The 19536-nt window shown below is 67.8% G+C and carries 19 protein-coding genes; 14 read left to right on the top strand and 5 right to left on the bottom strand.

Translation table 11 applies throughout. From position 1 onward, the window contains the following. Positions 1-39: 39 nt before the first annotated feature. Together G5C50_RS11510 and G5C50_RS11505 are read left to right on the top strand one after the other, a co-directional pair. Positions 40-480 (top strand): hypothetical protein, encoded by a 441-nt coding sequence (locus G5C50_RS11510; protein ID WP_165069197.1) that lies wholly within the window; start codon positions 40-42, stop codon positions 478-480. Positions 481-542: 62 nt separating this feature from the next. Next, positions 543-1649 carry a DUF1559 family PulG-like putative transporter gene (locus G5C50_RS11505; protein WP_165069195.1) on the top strand — a complete coding sequence of 369 codons (1107 nt, stop codon included), beginning with the start codon at positions 543-545 and terminating at the stop codon, positions 1647-1649. A gap of 133 nt (positions 1650-1782) precedes the next feature. On the opposite strand, the gene G5C50_RS11500 is transcribed toward G5C50_RS11505, so the two are convergent. Both G5C50_RS11500 and G5C50_RS11495 read right to left on the bottom strand, forming a co-directional pair. Beyond that, positions 1783-2103 carry a hypothetical protein gene (locus G5C50_RS11500; protein ID WP_165069192.1) on the bottom strand — a complete coding sequence of 107 codons (321 nt, stop codon included), beginning with the start codon at positions 2101-2103 and terminating at the stop codon, positions 1783-1785. Positions 2104-2322: 219 nt separating this feature from the next. Continuing rightward, positions 2323-3102, bottom strand: a complete 780-nt coding sequence (locus G5C50_RS11495) for a hypothetical protein (RefSeq protein WP_165069189.1) — start codon at positions 3100-3102, stop codon at positions 2323-2325. Positions 3103-3262: 160 nt separating this feature from the next. Between G5C50_RS11495 and G5C50_RS11490 the strand changes: the two genes are divergently transcribed. The 5 genes from G5C50_RS11490 (at position 3263) to G5C50_RS11470 (ending at position 7546) form a co-directional block, all read left to right on the top strand. Further along, positions 3263-3775: a cupin domain-containing protein gene (locus tag G5C50_RS11490; RefSeq protein ID WP_165069187.1), complete on the top strand. Its 513-nt coding sequence runs from the start codon at positions 3263-3265 to the stop codon at positions 3773-3775. 82 nt (positions 3776-3857) lie between these two features. Then, positions 3858-4301, top strand: coding sequence for a low affinity iron permease family protein (locus tag G5C50_RS11485; protein ID WP_165069184.1), 444 nt, complete (start codon positions 3858-3860; stop codon positions 4299-4301). Between the two features lie 127 nt (positions 4302-4428). Further along, positions 4429-6108: a TolC family protein gene (locus G5C50_RS11480; RefSeq protein WP_165069181.1), complete on the top strand. Its 1680-nt coding sequence runs from the start codon at positions 4429-4431 to the stop codon at positions 6106-6108. Between the two features lie 271 nt (positions 6109-6379). After that, positions 6380-7156: a dienelactone hydrolase family protein gene (locus G5C50_RS11475; RefSeq protein WP_165069179.1), complete on the top strand. Its 777-nt coding sequence runs from the start codon at positions 6380-6382 to the stop codon at positions 7154-7156. A 27-nt stretch (positions 7157-7183) separates the two neighbouring features. Then, positions 7184-7546: a DUF1304 domain-containing protein gene (locus G5C50_RS11470; protein WP_165069176.1), complete on the top strand. Its 363-nt coding sequence runs from the start codon at positions 7184-7186 to the stop codon at positions 7544-7546. Positions 7547-7586: 40 nt separating this feature from the next. Here the strand turns inward: G5C50_RS11470 and G5C50_RS11465 are convergent, their stop codons facing one another. Then, positions 7587-8561, bottom strand: coding sequence for an HTTM domain-containing protein (locus tag G5C50_RS11465; RefSeq protein ID WP_165069174.1), 975 nt, complete (start codon positions 8559-8561; stop codon positions 7587-7589). Beyond that, positions 8558-9100 (bottom strand): hypothetical protein, encoded by a 543-nt coding sequence (locus G5C50_RS11460; RefSeq protein WP_165069171.1) that lies wholly within the window; start codon positions 9098-9100, stop codon positions 8558-8560. The genes G5C50_RS11465 and G5C50_RS11460 overlap by 4 nt, the downstream gene beginning before the upstream one ends. A 271-nt stretch (positions 9101-9371) precedes the next feature. On the opposite strand from G5C50_RS11460, the gene G5C50_RS32260 reads away from it, so the two are divergent. Further along, on the top strand, positions 9372-9926 hold the full coding sequence (locus tag G5C50_RS32260) for a hypothetical protein (RefSeq protein ID WP_206107654.1): 555 nt from the start codon (positions 9372-9374) through the stop codon (positions 9924-9926). 251 nt (positions 9927-10177) lie between these two features. Here the strand turns inward: G5C50_RS32260 and G5C50_RS11450 are convergent, their stop codons facing one another. Next, positions 10178-10639: a nucleoside deaminase gene (locus G5C50_RS11450; RefSeq protein ID WP_165069168.1), complete on the bottom strand. Its 462-nt coding sequence runs from the start codon at positions 10637-10639 to the stop codon at positions 10178-10180. Positions 10640-10896: 257 nt separating this feature from the next. On the opposite strand from G5C50_RS11450, the gene G5C50_RS11445 reads away from it, so the two are divergent. The 6 genes from G5C50_RS11445 (at position 10897) to G5C50_RS11420 (ending at position 19426) form a co-directional block, all read left to right on the top strand. Next, a complete protein-coding gene (locus tag G5C50_RS11445; protein ID WP_165069165.1) occupies positions 10897-11082 on the top strand; it encodes a YezD family protein in 186 nt (61 codons plus the stop codon). A gap of 142 nt (positions 11083-11224) precedes the next feature. Next, positions 11225-12370, top strand: a complete 1146-nt coding sequence (locus G5C50_RS11440; protein WP_165069162.1) for a DUF1559 family PulG-like putative transporter — start codon at positions 11225-11227, stop codon at positions 12368-12370. A 106-nt stretch (positions 12371-12476) separates the two neighbouring features. Then, the gene (locus tag G5C50_RS11435; protein WP_165069159.1) at positions 12477-15098 is read left to right on the top strand and encodes a PSD1 and planctomycete cytochrome C domain-containing protein; all 2622 of its coding nucleotides are present in this window, start codon (positions 12477-12479) and stop codon (positions 15096-15098) included. A gap of 412 nt (positions 15099-15510) precedes the next feature. Further along, entirely contained in the window at positions 15511-16902 is a 1392-nt protein-coding gene (locus G5C50_RS11430) for a DUF1501 domain-containing protein (RefSeq protein WP_165069157.1), read from the top strand. A gap of 106 nt (positions 16903-17008) precedes the next feature. Then, positions 17009-17530, top strand: coding sequence for a hypothetical protein (locus G5C50_RS11425; RefSeq protein ID WP_165069154.1), 522 nt, complete (start codon positions 17009-17011; stop codon positions 17528-17530). 189 nt (positions 17531-17719) lie between these two features. After that, positions 17720-19426, top strand: coding sequence for a hypothetical protein (locus G5C50_RS11420; RefSeq protein WP_165069151.1), 1707 nt, complete (start codon positions 17720-17722; stop codon positions 19424-19426). Positions 19427-19536: the final 110 nt, after the last annotated feature.

Below are 19536 nucleotides of genomic sequence, written 5' to 3'. Positions count from 1 at the left end.
CGGATCGTTTGGTCGTCTGGAGCGAGGGGTTGGGCCGAGATGGATCGTACTCTTGCGCAGCGGTGGCGGGCGTCGGCTGCGGCGATGGTTTTGGCTGCCTTCACGGGCTGTGGAGAGGGGGGCGCTCCGGGAGTGGGCGTTGCGACCTATCCAGCCTCGGGCAAGGTCCTCAAGGGGGATGGCTCGCCCTTGCCGGGGGGTATCGTGACGTTCGTTCCGGGTGATGAGAAGGCCATGAAGGCCTCGGGGCCGATCGCCGCGGACGGCAGCTTCACTCTGAACACGGACGGCATCGCTCCGGGCGCGCCGGCGGGCGAGTACCGGGTCCGCGTCGAGCTGGATCCCGACGGGGCCTCGGCAGGCCCAGGCGCTCGACGAGCCGCCCCGTTCCCTGCCAAATACGTGCGTGAATCCACTTCTCAGTTGACCGCCACGGTCAAGGCGGACGCCCCCAACGAATTCACGTTCACGCTCAAGTGAGACCTTGAAAACATTCCGCGTCGTTCATCGATCCAATCCTCTTCCGAGAGAGAAGCGTTCCCATGAGTCGACCTTTCGCGCCAGCCCGTCGCGCGGGCTTCACCCTGATCGAACTGCTGGTGGTGATTGCGATCATCGCTGTGCTGATCGCTCTCCTGCTGCCCGCCGTGCAGGCGGCTCGCGAAGCCGCCCGCCGAGCGCAGTGCGTCAACAACCTCAAGCAAATCGGGCTGGCCCTTTACAATTACGAGAGCGCCGTCGGCGCGCTGCCGCCGTCGGGGCAGGGGACGAACTTCTCGACCAGCCCGCCGAGCACGATCTTCGACGAGCCGGGCCTCTTCGTCCGTTTGCTGCCGTACCTGGAGGGCTCGACCGTCTCCAACGCGTACAACTTCAGCCTCCCTTACACGCATACCTCGGGATCGAACAAGACGGCGTGCGGCACGTCGATCAACGTGTACCTCTGCCCCTCGTCCGTCCGCGAGCCGGGAGGCGGTCTGGACGCGATCGACCCGGCCGAGGCGTCGCTCACGGGCTCGCTGCGGATGGCCTACGGGGTGCAGGACTACGGCGCTCCCTGTTACACCGACATCAGCGCCAATGGGGCCACGGGCGGTACGGGCTCGACCGCCATCACCCCGTACCGAAACAATCCCGACCGCGCGGACGGCTTGCTGAAGGTCAGCCGGACGCCACTGGCCGAGTGCACCGACGGCCTGAGCAACACCTTGGCCGTCGCCGAGGACGCCGGTCGCGACGCCCGCTACATCGCCAACCTCCAGTTCGCCAACGGCAACAGCTCGTTCACCGTGAAGATCCCGGACCGCGACCTCTACTTTGACGCCGGCCTTCCCCGCAGGTTCTGGCGCTGGGCCGAGGCCGACGGGGCCTTCGGCGTCTCTGGTCAGGTCAACAACAACAAAACCCGGTTGAACCTCGCTCGCTACAACACGTCGTACCCCGCCGTTGGAGCGGACGCCGACGGCATCAACAAGGTCAACAACAACGCCGCCAACAACGACGAGATCTTCAGCTTCCACCCCGGCGGCGCGAACGTCCTCTTCGGCGACGGCAGCGTCCGATTCGTCAAGGAGTCCACCAGCGTCGTCATCCTCCGAAACCTCGTCACCCCCAAGGGGGGCGAGATCGTCTCGGCCGACGCCTACTGATCTAACCTGATCGGCCAGCGAACACCGACCCGGATTCGCGGCGGCGCGAGGAACTTGCGGCCGCCGCGTTTTCATGCGCGGAGCTTCCGTCTCGGACGAACTCCCGGGCCTCTCGGATGCCGACGCATCGAGGCTACCGGGGCGAACTCCAACGATGTCCGCGATGGCGGATGATGATGGATGTGGGGCGATTGGGGTGAGGCCCCAGGATCGAAGCTGCCGGTGGGGAGGTTCGGAATCGGACGGGCGGCGGGTAAACGGTTGGACTCGCCCGACGAGGCTCGGGCTTGTCCGTGTCGAAACACGCTCCGAGAGCGGAGCCCAGCAGCCCGACGATTGTCATCAGGGACATGCCGCTGCACCAGATGTATTCCCCGTTCAGGGCCGCCAGGCCGACCCCAATAGCCGCGAGGATGAGGGCGTGGGCGAGGATGGTGATCCGAGGTGCTTGCATTGAGTTCCTCCTGAAGTCAGGTTTGGAAATTTTAATGAATTCAGGGAGGTGGGGCAAGCCTCTGCGACGAAGCGACGACCGCCGCGCCATCAACTCCGGCCCGATTGCCCTCGCGCCGTCGGCGGTTGAGGCCGACCGCGGAATGAGACGAATCGACGGATTAAATTGCAGGCAGATGATGAAATGAATCGATTGATGGGGGGGGGCTGGGGCGAGCTTTCAGTCGAGCAATTCGACGCGGGCGTGGTAGCCGGCGGGCATGGGGAGGGCGTTCAAAGCGCGACGGGCGCCGAATCGGTACCAGAAGCGCGTGGCCCGGGCGCGGACGACGACGCTGCGGCCGGAGACCTTCACGTCGACGTCCTTGACGCGGTCGCCCAGGGCGTTCTGGACCTGCTTCTCGACGCGTCGCTTCACGGCGGCCTCGGCGGCGGGGTCGTCGTCGGCCTTGTCTTTCGAGGCGTCGTGGTCACGGGCCGGGGCGTCTTCGATCGGCGGTAGGATCCGGCCGTTGCCTGTGGCGGGTCGGCGCGCGGGCGAGGCGGTCGTCGACGGTCGCGCGGTCGTTGGCCAGGGCTCCTGGCGGGGCGGGGTGGTTCGTGCTCGAGGCGCGGGTTCCGCCTCGGGTGCGATCTCTCTCCGCCCGGCGGCCGGTTCGGATGCCAGGGGTTCCAGGCGAAGCGGGATGTCCACCGGCGCGGGCGCCATGGAAGGGCCGGAGAGCGTCGGGGGGCCGGCCGGTTCGGGGAGCGGGTCCACCGCGGGCCGAGGCGCATCCGACTGCGAGGGCCGGGGGGCCGTGACGCCGGGGATGACCAGCAGGGGCGTGTGCGGGGGCTCGGCCGGCTTGGGGCGTGCGACGGTCGGCGGCGTGGGGGGATCGGCGGCGGCTGACGGGGCTTCGAGCGGAGGCTCCAATGCCGGCGGTTGCTGGGCGTCGGCCCGACCCACTGCCAGCATCAGCGCGCTCAGGGCCGCGACGACGATGCTTCGTGCCATGCTTGCTCCGCCTTCGACAAGGATCGGGCCGCCCGGGACGGACTGAAGCTCTTCTTTGCCAATTCATCGGCCGGGAACGAGCGGAACCTGCGTTTTTCTCGGCGGCGAGGGGTTTCGGGTATCCTGGGGCGTGCCTGAACGACCCATCACGGAGAACCCCATGCCCACGGCCCAGCAGATCATCGAAGCCCTCGACCTGAAGCCCCACCCCATCGAAGGAGGCTTCTTCCACGAGACCTACCGCGCCGGGGGGACGGTCCCGGACGCCCATCTGCCGGCCGTCTATCACGGTCGTGGCGAGCGGTCGCTGGGGACGGCCATCTACTATCTGCTGACCGCCCAGACCTTCTCCGAGATGCACCGCGTCCCCACCGAGGAGGTCTTCCACGTCTACCTCGGCGGCCCCGCGCGGATGCTCCAGATCGATCCTGACGGGACCCACCGCGAGATCATCCTGGGCTCGGACGTGCTGGCCGGCCAGGCGCCGCAACTGGTCGTGCCGCCCAACGTCTGGCAGGGAACTCTGCTGGAGCCGGGCGTCGAGTTCATCCTCCTGGGCGCGACGATGGCCCCCGGGTTCGACTACGCCGACTACGAACAGGGCCGCCGCGACGACCTCACCGCCCGCTTCCCCGCCGCCGCCGACATGATCCGCCGATTGACTCGCGTTTGAACCGGCACGCCGATTGCAAATGTTCTTGCGATCCTTTCATCTTTCCTCTCCACGAGGACGACCCGATCGCGAGACGTGAAACATGTCTGAGAACGGAAGGGTTCCGGCGACGCCGGCGGTGCATCCGTGGAGGACGATCGACCGCTTTGAGAGTTTGGCGGAGAGGGCGTCGAAATTCGCCAGCGGTCCGTGGGGCACGCATGTGGGCTTCGCCCTGATCGCGTTCTGGTTGGGTGCGGCGCTGGTGGTCGGCTGGACCGAAGCCTACGGGATCGTCGACGAGTTCGTCACGATGTCGTCGTTCCTGCTGCTGTTCCTGCTCCAGCGAGCGCAGGCGAAGGACGGCCTGGCGATGCAGGTGAAGCTCAACGAGCTGCTCGCCGCCGTGCAGAAGGCCAGCCCGACCCTGATCAATCTGGAGGACCGTCCTGAGGAAGAGGTCCGGGCGATCCACGACCGCTTCCAGGAACTGGAATCGCGGGGGAATCACGCCTCCGAGTCGATCGAGGACGTTCAGCACGCTTGATCCGGCGGTGCGGGTTGCGCTGGATTCGCCGGGGCGGAACGGCCGATATCTGGAGGATGGCGGAAAGGACTCGGCCGGCCGTCGGGGTCGGGGTCGGGCGTCTCCGCGTCCCAGCGGCGAGGGCGGCGTGCGGCGAGCGACTTCCGACCATCGTCCGCCTCGACTGCGGAAGCCGTTGGCGCTGATCGCCTGCGCGGCGTTCGTCGCGGGGGGGACTGCGCGAGGGCAGGGGGGCGGCGGATCCTCGGGGACGGATTCAACGTCGTTCGGCTCAACCCAGGTTACGGGAGGGCCGACTCACGGCCGGCTCTTCGAGGCGCCGAGTTTGGGGCCGATGCCGGGGGCGATGGAACCCGGTTTGCCGACGCCCGGGGCCGTGCAGCCGAACCCGTTCGCGCTGGACCCTGGGATCATCGGCGGCCGGCGACGGGGTCTGGGTCGCGTGGACAGGCCCGGAGCGCGGGGGTTCACGCGGTCGAACGTGTCAGGCCCGGCCTCACTCCCCTCGCCCTTGCCGATGGACCAGAATTTCGAGGAGCCCGGCGAGGGCCCGCCGGCCGGCGACGTGGCCGAGCTGGTCGACGACGAAGGGCCGGCCAACGGCCTGACGCTCGACGCGGCCCTTGAACGCCTGCGGGTCGCCAACCTGGACGTCCTGGCGATCCGCTACGAACTCCCCCAGGCCGAGGCCGACATCCTCACCGCCGGCCTGCGCAACAACCCACTGCTGTACGCCGACGCCCAGTTGGTCCCCTATCAGCCGTACAACGACGCCCGACCCGGCGGGCCCGTGCAATATGATGTGAACATCACCTATCCTCTGGACGTTTCGCACAAGAGGCAGGCGCGGGTGGGGGTCGCCTGCGCGGCGAAGAAGGTGCTGGAGGCCCAATTCCAGGACGTGTCGCGGCGGCAGATCGGCAACCTCTACCATGCGTTCGTCGACCTCCAGTCGGCCCGGATCGGCCTGCTGGCGCTGGAGGCGATGATCCGCAAGCAAGAGGACATTCTGGGGAAGGTCCGCCGCGACGAGGGGCCGACGAAGCCGACTCGCCTGGAGCGCGACCGCCTGGTCCTGGAGTTGGCCAAGAGCCGCGCCGGGCTGGGAGACGCCCGCGACGCCCTGGCCGACGCCCAGGAGTCGCTCGGCCTGCTCCTGGCTCTGCCCGAAGATCGGGTTTCCGGCCTCATGCCTCGGGGCCGCCTTCGAGTGCCGCGGCCGCCGGCTCCGTCGCTGGAGGAACTCCAGGCCGTGGCGAAGCAGGCCCGGCCCGACCTGGCCGCCGCCCGGCTGGGGATCCGCCGCGCCGACGCTGAGATCCGCCTGGCCCAGGCCAACCGGATCGACGACGTCTACCTGTTTTACGATCCGATCACCTACCAGGACATCTCCCCGTTCAGGTCCCTCAGCGCCCGGTCGTGGGGCCTGGGCCTGACGGTCCCCGTGCCGATCTTCAATCGCAACCAGGGGAACATCGCCAAGGCGAAGTCAAACCTGTCGCAGACTCACGCCGAACTTGCCGCGCTGGAGCGTCGGGTCGCGGCCGAGGTCCGCCAGGCCTACCGCGAGTTCGTTGCCTCCGGCCAGTCGCTGGAACTGGTGGAGACCTCCGTGGTCGCCCCCGCCCGCGACGCCAGCGGCCGCGCCATCGCCGGTTTCCTCGCCGGCGAGCTCGAGGTCGGCGACTACCTCGACCAGATGGAAGACGAGGCCGACTCCTCCCGCCTCCACCGCGACGCCGTCCTCCGCTACCGCCGCAGCATGCTCGACCTCGATACGGCCGTCGGCGTGCGCGTGATGCCGTGACGTGTCGGTCGCCGGTGCCCATCCTCCCCCAACAGGGGACGGCCTTCGGAGGTCGTCGCTTCTCGCTGACAGAGGGCCTGCCCGACGTCTCGCTTTACCGGAGGCTCTTATTTAGGTGGATTGTGAGGTGGTTTGAATTTGACGAAGTTCATTGAGACGTGTTAGTAATGCAATGCCGAGATGGTCGGCAAATATCCGAAAGTATCCGATTGTGTTCGATGTTGGAGTGTGTGGTGCATTTCGCGGGCTCGCTCTCGCCTGGGAGTCCTGGATGAACCTCTCACGACGTCGGTCGCCGCTTCTGATTCTTGGGATCTCCGCCGTGGCGGCTCCTGGCTGGCCTCCCGGTGGCCTGAGCCTCAGCTACAGTGTGGGCGGTAAAGCCTACCCAATGTCGCGCTCGGACATTCTGGCGGGCGTGTCGAACCGGCCGATCGTCGTGCTGCTCCACGGCATCGACGGCCTCAGCGAGCTCTCGCGCCCCCAGATCGAGAGTTTCGCCGGGGAGCTGGATGCCCAAGGGTACGCGGTGTTCGTGCCGACCTACTTCGATTCGAACGACGGCACCCTGACCGACCTGTCCCACCTGGATTCGGTGGCGGCGTTGCGGACCGGCCGCGTCGGCGAGTATGGGAAGCGGGTGGCCGCGGCGGTACAGGTCGCCCGCGCGGAGGCGGACGTCGACCCCTTGCGTGTGGCGCTCGTCGGCTTCTCGCTGGGCGGTGGGCTGGCGCTGGAGCGAGCGGAGGCGTCGACCGGCGAGGTCAAGGCGGTCGTCGACTTCTTCGGCTATCTCGGATCTCCGTCTATCGCGGCGAACGCCGCCAATCTGCCTCCCACCCTGGTCTTCCACAACCACGCCGACGAGATCGTCCCCGCATCCAATTCCAAGACCCTCATGGACAGCCTCGACAGGACGAGCGTCCCCCACGACGTCCACTTCCTCCACGACGAGGGAGGGCTGAAGCATCATCCCTTCAAGCCGAAGGGCGAGGCAGATGAGATCTCTCGCCTGCTGACGTTGAGATGGCTCAAGAAGTATCTCTGAAGCGCTGATGCGAGGGGGGAGGCGACGATGCTCACGCTCATCGGGTCGGGGCTTACGGTGCTCTGTCAAAGCCTTATTGCGATCCTCGAGATGTTCTTCTGGATGCATCCCAAGGTTTATCCCCGACTATTTTTCGACGAGGAGACGGCGCGAAAGGTCGCGCCCATTGTGAGGAACGTGGGTCTGTACAATGCGTTCCTCGCCGCGGGTCTGATCTGGGGGCTCCTGTATCGCAACGACCTTCTCATGTTCAGCCTGGCGTGCGTGGCGATCGCGGGGATCTTCGGCGCCGTTACGCTCAAGACGAGGTCGCCGTTTCCGATGACGTTGTTGATCCAGACGCTGCCCGCCGCGATCGGCCTGGCCGGCCTCTGGAAGCTCTTCGGCTAGGCGCGGTCGGCGGGCTTGCGAATGGAGTTTGCGAACGGCCTCAGCGCGTGGCGTTGAACGCCAGTTCAAGCTGACGCCAGCCGGCGGGCTCGGCGGCGGTCTCCGAGGTCTTGCGGGAGAACCATCGAGCGGGGGCGGTGAGGAAGCGGCCCAGGGCGGAAAGCTCGTCGGGGGCCAGGAACAGCAGGTAGAGCGCCGTCATCTGCTCGCCGAACAGCGGGACGTTGACCAGCGGGACGATCCCCGCGTGCAGGGCCACGCCCAGAAGCGCGATCCAACGCCGGCTCGGCCGGAACCAGAGCAGGAAGACCAACGCGAATTCGGTGACGAGCGCGCCGTAGGTCATGAAGTTCACGACCAGCGGCCAGTCCGCCAGCCACTCCATGTTGGCCTGGCCGACCTCGTGGTTGAACAGGACGTAATGCACGGCGGTCCCGCTCGTCCAGCATCGGCCGTTGGTCTTCAGGAAAGCGGTCATGAAGTAGATCAGGCAGAGCTGAAGCTGCATCAGTCGCTGCACCCACGGCACGATCAGGGGCTCGGCGATCGTCCCTCGGCGGCGGGCCTCGCGGCGGGCGTCCAACGAGTAGGCCGCGCCGCAGGGAGCCAACATCAAGTAGAACGAGGTGATCATCAAGACCTGGTCAGGGCCGCAGTTGGTCAGCAGGTTGCGGTTGTAGAAGGTCATCAGCCCCAGGTACTGGAGCACGCCGAAGATCCTGGTCCGCCACCCCAGCGTGAACGCGACGGCGATCGCCGCCACGGTCGCCCAGGCAATGCGGACCGAGGTCGGATCCTGGTAGTACGACAGGATCGTGGGTCGCAGCGGGCCGGCGGCGTAGGCTGGCTCGTCGGCGCGGAGCAGGCCGGCGTCCGAGTACCAGAAATCCAGGTCGGGCAGGATCAGGATCAGGTGGCTCAGCAGGAACAGGCCGAAGAGGATCCGATAGACCCCCAGCGGCCGCGCTGAGATCCCGGCGAACCAGAAGCGATTCCAGGCGGTGATCGGGTTCATCGGCGGTGCACCTCGTCCCACGAGTCGAACTGGAAGGCGGCCATGGTCTCGATCGTCGGCGGAGTCATCCGGTCGACCTGGGACGTGCCGAAGGGGGGCGGCTTGACGACCTGGTAGTACAACTGGACGGTGACCGGGAACGACTTCGGCTCAACCGACAACGACCGGACCGCGTGCCGCGCCGCCACCTCGCGAAGGGGCTTGAATTCGTCGACGGCCAGGTTCGCCGCGAGCTTCGGGTAGCGGAACTTGGGCATCTTCTCCCACCAGGGGAGGTCGGCGACCTTGGGGAACTCGTAGATCCGCGAGATTCCCTTGGCGTCGGAGACCTCGGCCTCCAGCGTGTAGCTCGTCTGGACCGGCTCGGGGGCGAACATCCCCCAGGCTTGCCAGAGGGCCAGCGGGATCATGTAGCTCCGGAACCAGGGGAACATCGTCGCCTTGACGGCCGAGTCGGGGACCACCCAGACCAGCGTCGCCGTCATGTGGAAAAGCACGAAGGCGGAAACCGCCAACTTCCAGGCCGTCCATCGCCTCATCGGGGTCGACTCCTTTCGAGCCCGCAGCTTCGAGGGTTCCATCAAAGGAGAATCGGGGCAGGCGCGGGACTCTAAGCCAAAGCCCGGGGACCGTCAAGGCGAGGCCCTCGGCTCGAATTCGTCGCGACTTCAGGATTTCTCGCGCACGCCTCCGAAGGGCTTCGGACGATCCCTGATGATGAAGGCGTCCCGAAGGGCGCTGATCGCGCGGCAGGGAGGTCGCGAAGCCACGCACGCACGTCGAGCCGCAGGGAACCGGGAGGGCCTCGCCATGACGACGATTTACGTCCTGCTTGCAGCAACCGCCATCGGCCAGGGGATGGGCCCCTGCCCGCCGGGGATGTCCGGCATGAGCGCCTCCAGCATGGGGACGTCCGGCATGACCAGCATGGGGACGTCCGGGATGGGGACGTCCGGCATGGGAACGTCTGGCATGACCGGCATGGGGATGGGCATGAACAGCGGGGGGAGCTGGGGCCAGATCGCCCAGCAGCAACAGCTACAGCAACTTCAGCAGCAGCAACTCATGTTGATGCAGCAGCAGTTGGAACAGCAGCAGAGCCAGGCCGCGGCGTCCGCCGCCGCGACCAGCGGGACGACCGCGACCGTCGCCACCACGACGCGGCCGGCGGAGATCCTCTCAGCGTCCGCCCAGAGCCAACTCAAGCTCTCGGCCAAGCAGCGCCGGCGGCTCGCCGAGATGCAGAAGAAGGTCGACAACCTGCTCGACGAAATGCTGACCATCGACCAGAAGGAGCAGGTGGCGACCATGGCCGCCGGCAAGTCCTCAAGGGCCGCCGCGATCGCCGCGGCCGTGCCGGAGTAAGGGTCTATCCCATACGATGCTCCGCAGCCGTTCCGACGTCTTCCCCCCTGGAGGGGGAAGACAGACCGCGCAGCGGTCAGATGAGGGGGACGACAGGCGTGGGGTTGTTAACGACCCGTCGGATGCGCGTCCGAAGCCGGTCGTCCCCCTCATCCGGCCCTTCGGGCCACCTTCCCCCTCCAGGGGGGAAGGCCGTTGGGGTCCGCGTCCGACCCACGGATAAGACCGTCTCAGAGCGGCGATCGCCGCGTTCAGCCGAAGCGCTCGTTGAACTCCTTCAGGACCACGATGGCCTCGTCGCCTATCAGGTCGGCCGTTGGGAGTCGGCGTTCGGCGCGGGGGGCGGCGAACTCGCGGTAGAGGAAGGCGTCGTCGAATCCGTTGATCGCCGCGGCGTCCGCCGCCGTCGCGGCGAAGACCACCCCGTCCACCCCCGCCCAGTAAGCCGCCGCCAGGCACATTGGGCAGGGCTCGGACGACGAATACAGGATGCACCCCTCCAGCCGGATGGTCCGCCTCGCTGCGCAGGCGGCGCGGATCGCCTGGACCTCGGCGTGCGCGGTCGGATCGAAGTGCGCCATCACATGGTTCGACCCGTCCGCCACGACGCCCCCGTCGCGGTCGACGATCACCGCCCCGAACGGAAAGCCCGTCTGCTCCTCCAGGCCCGCCTTGCGAGCGTTGGCGATGGCCCGCCGCAGGAACTCTTGCATCGCCGCCTCCGGGAACCGCCCCCGGATCTCGGCTGACGTCAACCACGCCCGGCGCTCCACCTCATGCCGCTCATATCCCCGCATCTCGCCACCCCCGGTCTTCGTTCGCCGAATGTTCTCAAGAATTCCTATCGAATAACTCGATATTGCTCTTGTAGGCCGCCGATCGATCTTCCATAATGCGGCGGCGGGGCGGATCCCGCATCCGTCGCGATCGTTCAGCGGGGGATTTTCAGGAGACCCGGGGCGAGGTCACGATGGCGGAACGCACATCAATAAGCCGGAACGGCGGGAAGACGAGCGCGCCGGCCCCGGCGGCCGACGTCGAGCTTGAGCGGATCCGCGAGGCGGTCCGCGGGATTCAGTTCGGCGAGGTCCGAATCGTCATTCAGGACGGCCTGATCGTTCAGGTCGAGCGGCTGGAGAAGCAGCGCTTCCGTTGAGCCGCGTCGAACCCGACACGGGGCCGCGAGCCCTCATCACATTCCGCCGACTCGACCACGAGAGGCGCATCGATTCCCAACCAGGTGAGTCGGGGAGGCCGACCGGGCGACCGGAGACCGACCCCGGAATCCGGAGGATGACATGTCGCTTCTTCGACGCCAGGGCGGGCGCGTTCCGCCCCCGACGACCTACCCCGTGACGCGGGCGTTCACGCTGATCGAGCTGCTGGTGGTGATCGCGATCATCGCCGTCCTGATCGCCCTCTTGCTGCCGGCCGTGCAGGCGGCTCGCGAGGCCGCCCGGCGGATCTCCTGCACGAACAACCTCAAGCAGTTGGGGTTGGCGTTGCACAACTACGAGAGCACGTACAACTCGCTGCCGCCGTCGGGCCTGCCGGTGCGGTCGGGGGTCGCTCCCGCGAACATCCTGACGAACGCGAGCTACAGCGCCCAGGCGCGGCTGCTGCAGTACATCGAGCAGGGCGTGCTCTACAACTCGATGAACTTCAGCTACGGCTGCTTCAACTCGGTGGACAGCTACGGCAACGCGGCGAATTCCACGGTGACGGACACCCGGCTGTCGTTCTTCCTCTGCCCGTCGGACACGCCGCCGTCTTTCAACGTGGTGCGGATCCTGGGGCAGAGCTTCACGGCGCCCGGCGTGAACTACTTCACCTCGACCGGATCCAGCCTGGAGCACGACGGCACCCAGACCGGCAGCCCCCCCAACGGGGTCTTCGGCTACGGGATCGTGGTGGGGCTGAGTGGGATCACCGACGGCACCAGCAACACGATCGCCTTCGGCGAGTGGAAGGTGGGCTCGGGGATTACGTCCAAGCTGTCGATCCCCTCGGACATCATCTGGCTGTCGAAGTACCCCGCCGGCGTGACCCGCGGGACGGCGAGCATGGCGGCGGCCGTCGCCGACGCCAACGGGGCCCTGACCAACTGGCTGAACGAGTGCGCCCAGAACGCCCAGCCTGGAGCTTCGACCCGCAACAACGGCAGCGTTTGCCTGGGCCAGGCGTGGGCGTTCAACCTGCCGGCCTACAGCATGGGCAACACGATCATCCCGCCCAACGGCAAGTATCCCACCTGCATGACGGCCGTGCCCGGCACGCAGAACTCCCCCGGCGCTTACGGCCTGGCGAGCAACCACTCGGGCGGCGCCAACGTCGTCCTGGCCGACGGCTCGGTCCGGTTCCTGAAGGACTCGGTCTCCAAGACGACGCTCTGGTCCCTGGGCTCGCGCGCCGGCGGCGAAATCATCTCCTCCGATTCGTACTGACGCTGCGGCCGATCCTCCGCCTCGAGCGGAATCGCACCTCTCCGTTCCGCGGGGTAGAGACGAAACCGATCCGCCCGCCATCCTTTTCCCAGCAGGATTTCGATTCATGTTCCATCGATCGTCCATTCTCCTGGCCGTCGCGCTCGCCGTACCGGGCGCGGCGGCGGCGCTCGGCGGGGACGCCGAGACGACCCCCGCGCCGGACGCGGCGAAGGTCGAATTCTTCGAGAAGAAGGTTCGCCCGCTGCTGGTCGACAATTGCTACAACTGTCACTCGGCCAACACCAAGGCGGCGAGCGGCCTGCGGGTGGACGATCGCAACGGGCTGATTCAGGGGGGCGACCGGGGCGCGGCCGTCGTTCCCGGCAAGCCGGAGGAGAGCCTGCTGGTCCAGGCCGTCGCCCACGTGGACGACGCGCCGGCGATGCCGCCCAAGAAGAAGCTGTCGGCCGAGCAGCTCGACGACCTTTCGCGGTGGATCGCCGACGGCGCCGCGTGGCCGGCCGAGCAGGCGGCGGCCACCCAGAAGACGGACGACGCCAAGTATGCCCGACTTCGCGCCGAGCACTGGGCCTGGCAGCCGCTCAGGACCGAGCCCGCCCCGGCGGTCCGCGACGCCTCCTGGCCGCGCGGCGACGTCGACCGGTTCCTCCTCGCGAAGCTGGAGCAGGGGGGGCTGGCGCCGGTCGGCGACGCGGATCGGACCAGCTTGATCCGTCGCGCCACGTTCGACCTGACCGGCCTGCCCCCGACGCCCGAGGAGATCGACGCCTTCCTGGCGGACGGCTCGTCCGACGCCTTCGCGAAGGTCGTCGACCGCCTGCTGGCCTCGCCGGCCTTCGGCGAGCGCTGGGGGCGGCACTGGCTGGACGTGGCGCGCTACGGCGAGTCGACCGGATCGTCGCGGAACTTGCCGTATCCCCACGCCTGGCGGTATCGCGACTACGTCGTGGACGCCTTCAACAAGGACAAGCCGTTCGACCAGTTCGTCCGCGAGCAGGTGGCCGGCGACCTGCTGCCCGCCGGGTCGCAGACCGAGAAGGACGAGCACACGGTCGCCACCGGGTTCCTGGCGATCGGCCAGAAGGACGTCAACCAGCGGTTCAAGGTCCGGTTCGTCATGGACAACGTCGACGAGCAGATCGACGCCGCCACCCGCGGGTTCCTGGGCGTCACGGCGAGCTGCGCCCGCTGCCACGACCACAAGTTCGACCCGATCCCCACGAAGGATTACTACGCCCTGGCGGGCATCTTCCGCAGCACCGACCTGTGCGCGGGCGTCCGCAACAAGATGGGGGGCGGCGGGCTCGACTACTACGACAACGCGATGCTCATCCCCCTGGGGGGCGCCCCCGCGCCGAAGGACGACCCCGCCCTGGCCGAGAAGGTCGCCGCCGCGCAGAAGGCCTATGAAGAAGCCCGCGCCGCGTTCCAGAAGATCCGGGGCACGCCCGAGGGCCTGGCCGTCCAGGCCAACGGCCGCCCCTTGCAGTTTCAGTTTCGCATGAAGATGGTCCAGCGCCAGAATGAGTTGTTGGAGCTGACCGACCCGGCCGTGAAGGGGTCCGTGGCGCTCGGCGTCCGCGACGCCAAGGAGATCGCCGATACGGAAGTCCGCATCCGGGGCGAGGCCGAGAAGCTCGGCCCGGTGGTCCCGCGCGGGTTCCTTTCGGCCGTCCCCGTGAAGCACGCGCCGGAGATCCCCTCGCAGGAGAGCGGCCGCAAGGAACTGGCCGAGTGGCTGACCAGCCCGGAGAACCCGCTGACGTCCCGGGTGTTCGTCAACCGGGCGTGGCATCACCTGTTCGGCCGGGGAATCGTCAAGTCGGTCGACAACTTCGGCGTCAATGGCGACGTCCCCTCGCACCCCGAGTTGCTCGACCACCTGGCGGCAGGATTCGTCGCCGACGGCTGGTCGGTGAAGCGGTTGGTGCGGACCCTGGTCCTGTCCCGGGCGTACGGCCTCTCGGCCGAGTCTCGCGACCCGAACACGACGGCCGACCCGTCCAACAGCCTCGTCTGGCGGCACTCGCCGAGGCGGTTGACCGGCGAGGAGATCCGCGACGCGGCGCTGGCCGCCGCGGGGACGCTCGACCGCTCGCGCCCGGAAGCGTCGGCGGCGAAAGCCCTGAAGGTGATCGAGCTGCCCAACAACGGCCCGGTCGCTCGGGGCATCCTCGACCAGGCTCACGGAAGCACTTATCGGAGCGTGTATCTGCCGCTCCTCCGCGGCCTGACGCCGACCTCGCTTGAGGTCTTCGACTTCGCCGAGCAGGGGAACGTCACGGGCGGTCGCGAGACGACAACCGTGGCGACGCAGGCCCTCTACTTCCTCAACGACCCGTTGGTGCGGCGGCAGTCGCTCCGCCTGGCCGAGAAGTTGCTGGGTCGCGACGACCTCGACGACTCCGCCCGCCTGGCGCTGGCGTATCGGTTGGCCCTGGGCCGCGAGCCCTCGGCCGCCGAGGCCGACCGCGGCCGCGCGTTCCTCGCCGAGTACGAGCCGATCGCCGCCGCCGAGCCCGAGCCGAAGGAAGCGGCCGCCCCGGTCGTCGTGGCCGAGGCGCCCAGGCCCGCGGCCGGCCAGGTGATCGACCCCGATCAGGTCATCCCCGTCGACGCGCCGGTCCGCGAAGAAGTCATCCGCGCCGCTTCCCCCCGAGCCGCCGCCTGGGCCGGATTCTGCCAGGCTCTGATCGGGTCCGCGGAGTTCCGCTACGTGCGGTGAGGGAGCTTTCGGTTTCGGGAGCGACCAGCGACTGAAGTTCCCTCTCCCCCCGGGAGAGGGCAGCCGCGCAGCGGCGGGTGAGGGTTGTCGCGCTTCGGTTCAAGCGATGGTGATGAACGGTCTTCCCCCCTTGCGGGGTAAGACAGATCGCGAAGCGATCAGATGAGGGGGACGACCGCCAGCGGACTCGCGTCCGAGTGTTCTCTTTCAACGCGGAGCCGGTCGTCCCCCTCATCCGACCCTGCGGGCCACCTTCCCCCGCGAGGGGGGAAGGCCGTTATGGTCCGGATCGCGACCCGGGATCGTCTCCGAACTCCGACGACCCTCACCCGGCCCTTCGGGCCACCCTCTCCCGGCGGGAGAGGGGACGAACCGTAGATCAATCATAATTTGAATTATTGAGAGAACGATCATGCCAGAGTTCCCAGAACTCCCCATCATTGGCGGGCTTTCGCGGCGGCAGGTGCTCCGCGGGGCAGGCACGGGCTTCGGCATGCTGGCGCTGGCCGGCATGCTGGGCGAGGCTGTGCCGAGGGTGCTCGCAGGCGGGGCCGCCTCGCCGGGGCCGCTGATCCCGAAGGTCCCGCACTTTCCCGCGAAGGCCAAGCGGATCATCTTCCTGTTCATGAACGGGGCGATGTCGCAGATGGACACCTTCGACTACAAGCCCCAGCTCCAGAAGGACGACGGCAAGGTCGGCCCTGGGGGCGGTACGTTGACCGGGTCCAAGTTCAAGTTCGCCCAGCACGGCGAGACCGGCACGTGGGTCTCCGAGCTTTACCCCCACGTCGCGCAGCACGTCGACAAGCTCTGCTTCGTCCGCGGCCTGCACACGGACACCCCCGCGCATCCAGAGGCCGTGATCCAGCTTCACACCGGCGCGCGGCTGGCCTCGCTGACTCGGCCGTCGCTGGGCGCCTGGCTGCTCTACGGGCTGGGGACCGAGAACCAGGACCTCCCCGGCTACGTCACGATCAACCCGCCGCCGAACTTCGGCGGGGCGGTCAATTATGGGACCGCGTTCCTGCCGGCCCAGTTCCAGGGGACGCGCGTCAGCGACCTCGGCCAACTCCCCAACATCAAGGCCCAGGAATCGGCCGGCCTCCAGCGGCGTCGGCTGGATCTGCTCCAGGCGATGAACCGGGACCTCGCCGCGACTCCCGGCGCGCCCGATGAACTCGACGGCGTCATCGCCTCTTACGAGCTGGCGTTCAAGATGCAGGGGAAGGTTCCCGAACTGCTGGACATCTCGCAGGAGCCGCAGGCGGTGCAGGACGCCTACGGTGTGAAGCCCGGCCCGGCGGGGAGCTTCGCTCGCCAGTGCCTCATGGCCCGGCGGCTCAGCGAGGCCGGCGTCCGGTTCGTCGAGGTCGCCCAGCCCGGCTGGGACCACCACACCAACCTCCACAACGGACTCATCAACAACGCCCGGGCCACCGACCAGCCCACCGCCGCCTTGCTCGCCGACCTGCAACAGCGCGGATTGCTGGACGAGACCCTGGTCCTCTTCGGCAGCGAATTCGGCCGCCAGCCGACCAGCCAGGGCGTCGACGGCCGCGACCATAACATCACCGGCTACCCCATGTGGCTCGCCGGCGCAGGGGTCAAGCCGGGGTTCTCCTACGGCGGGACCGACGAGTACGGCCTCAACGCCGTCGAGGGCCGCATGCACATGAACGACCTCCACGCGACGCTGCTGGCTCTGATGGGGCTGGACCACACCAGGCTCACCTACCGCTACGCCGGTCGCGACTTCCGCCTCACCGACGTCGCCGGGGAGGTCGTCTCCGAGATCTTCGCGTGACGCCCAGCTATCGGATTCGTACCTCCGTCGAGCCGCCGTGCTATCATGGTCGCTCGGCGGCGCGGTCCGCCGGATACCGCGACCGGCGGCCGGAGGCATGCGTTCGATGTCCTGGGTCTATCGGCTGTTCATGGCGCTGGCGGCGGTCGGGTTGGCGCTCAGTCTCCTGGTGCATCTCTCGGCGATTCTGGGCGTGCCGCAGCCGCTCGGACCCTCGGCCTGGATGCTTCATCTGGGAGTCTTCGTCGTCTGGATCCCTACGATGGTCGTGGGCTTTCGGTTGATTCGAGAGGTCGGATTCGATCGGAAGGACTACTGGAAGATCGCATTGAGGGGAGCCCCGAGGTGGCTGAGGTGGGCGGCCCACGGGGTGTTCGTCTACACCTTCCTCAACTTCATCTTGTGTATCCCGATGCTGCCGCCGAAGAAGGCGGCGGCGGCGAAGAAACCTCCTGGATTTCAGGACGCTCCTGCCGCCGTCTGGCGCATGTTCTCGGGACACTGGATGGCCTTCTACGCCGTATCCTTCGCCACCCTCTATTCCGCCGCTGTCGTCTCCGCCCAGGAATGTGATGGGCGCAAGCCCCTCAAGAAGCCCGACGACGAAGTCGACGGATGGCTCTCCTGATCCCGCCCGGGGCGGAATCGTTAGGCCGCTCCCCGGCCCATTTCGGCCCATGAAGCGTTTTCTCGGAGATTTGTCCGAGGACATCTGTAACAGGACGGCTCCGAATCTGTTAAAAGATCAGGAGGGGGACGTTCACGTCGCAACATTCGACGTCCCCGCAGTCTTCCTGTCACGTCGAGGGTCCTCGCGATGAATGCTCTCGAAACCCGTCCCGGGGGCGTCACCCCGTCTTCCGACGCCCACCGGAGGTTGTTCCGCTGGGTCTGCACGAGCAACCCGTTCTACATCCTGAGCGCCTGGCTGGTCTGCATGGGCCTGCGAGTCTCGTTCGGGGCCCAGGTCCACGCGGTGCAGACGTGGGCCTTGCTGGGCGGGATGGTCGGTTACACCCTGCTATTGGCGGTCACGGCGTGCCTACTGGTGCGGTACGTGGGCGTCTGGGACGACGTGCGCTCGATCATGCTGCTGGTGGTGCTCATGATCCTGGCGACGTCCGTGATGTTCGACGACGTCTTCACTCGCGACCTGACGCGCGGTTCGGCCTGCTACCTGGTGGGCCTGGTCTTCGCCGTGGCGGTCAGCGAGGGGCTCTTGCGGGGGGCTCGGCTGGCCCTGCCGGCGCTCTTCCGCGGGCCGTATTACCTGGCGCTGGGGCTGTTCTTCGTGTACCCGGTCGTCCTGGCGCCTCTCGTGGACGAACCGGAAGGGGAGGCGTTGGAGTGGGCCCTGTTCGGGTTCACATCGGTGGCGGGGCTGATCGCGCTGACGTTGCTGCCGGCCGTCCGGCGGGGACGAGAATACGTCCGGGGCAACGGCAGCCCCTGGCGATGGGCCTGGTATCCCTGGACCCTCTTCGGGCTGCTGGCCTTCGGGGTGGTGGCGCGCTCGCCGATGCTCTGCTGGTCGATGCACCACGCCGGCAAGGCTTACGGGGCCGAGCCGTTCATCTTCGGCGGTTACTTCCTGGCCCCCTTCCTGCTGGCCGTTGCGGTGGTCCTGCTGGAGATCGGCCTGGTCGAGCGATCCTCGCGCGTGAGGCTCCTGGCGCTGGCGTTGCCGGCGGTCGCGACGGTCCTCGCCGCGGTCGGGCATCGCCAGGAGTTCGCTTATCAGGAGTTCCTCACCCAGCGCTTCGAATGGCGGCTGGGCGCCAGCCCGCTCTACCTGACGCTGATGGCTTCGGCCGTGTTCTACGGCTACGCCGCACTGCGAAGGACGCCGAGGGCCGTCGAGGCTCTTTGCGGCGCGTTGGCGGTCCTGGCGTTCGTCGCGCCGGGGACGCGCGACCTGCGCGGGGTGGTCGCCGTCCGGTCGGAGGCGATCCTTCTGATCGGGCTCGTTCAACTGGCGGTCGGCGTCTGGGCCGGCAGCCCGCGACGTCGGCAGTTCGGCTGGGCCTGTCTGGCGGCCGCCGGCGCGATCGCGCTGTTCCGAGCCGGGGAGGTCTCCCCAGGCTGGCGGGTGCTGATCGTCTACCACATGATCTCGGCGGGCCTGCTGGTCCTTGGAGCGACGGCCGACGATTCTCTCGCTCGGCTGGCCCGTTCGTTGGGGACCTGGATGATGGCGCTGGCCGCCTTTTGCGTGTCGGCTTTGCTCCCCGAAACGGACTTCGGCTGGAGGAGCTGGGCGTATCCGCCGGCCGTCGCCCTGGTGCTGCTGGGATACGGTTGGGTCGTACCGAGCATGGCGGCCGCCATGGCGTCGGGGCTGATCGGCGTCGCCTGGACGTGCGCGGCCGGATCCTGGAGTTATGCGGCGACCCGTCGAATCGTCCCGGGGATCGATTACATCGTGATCGGCCTGGCCCTCTTCGCGCTGGCCGTGGTGGTCAGCGTGGCGAAAGGAGGCCGGCTCCAGGAGCCGGTGGAGAAGGCGTCGGACGCGCTGGTTTAGCGCGAGTATCTGGATCGCTCGCCCTGCTCGTGAAGGTCGGCGGCGACGACACGAGGCGATCGGCCTGGCGGCATCCTGCTCCGGCCGTTCGCTTCGTCGTCGTGGCCGCT

The organism is Paludisphaera rhizosphaerae, assembly GCF_011065895.1.
Taxonomy (GTDB): Bacteria; Planctomycetota; Planctomycetia; order Isosphaerales; family Isosphaeraceae; genus Paludisphaera; species Paludisphaera rhizosphaerae.
The sequence above is the reverse complement of the archived record's forward strand: the minus strand, read 5'-3'. Positions and strand labels throughout refer to the sequence as shown.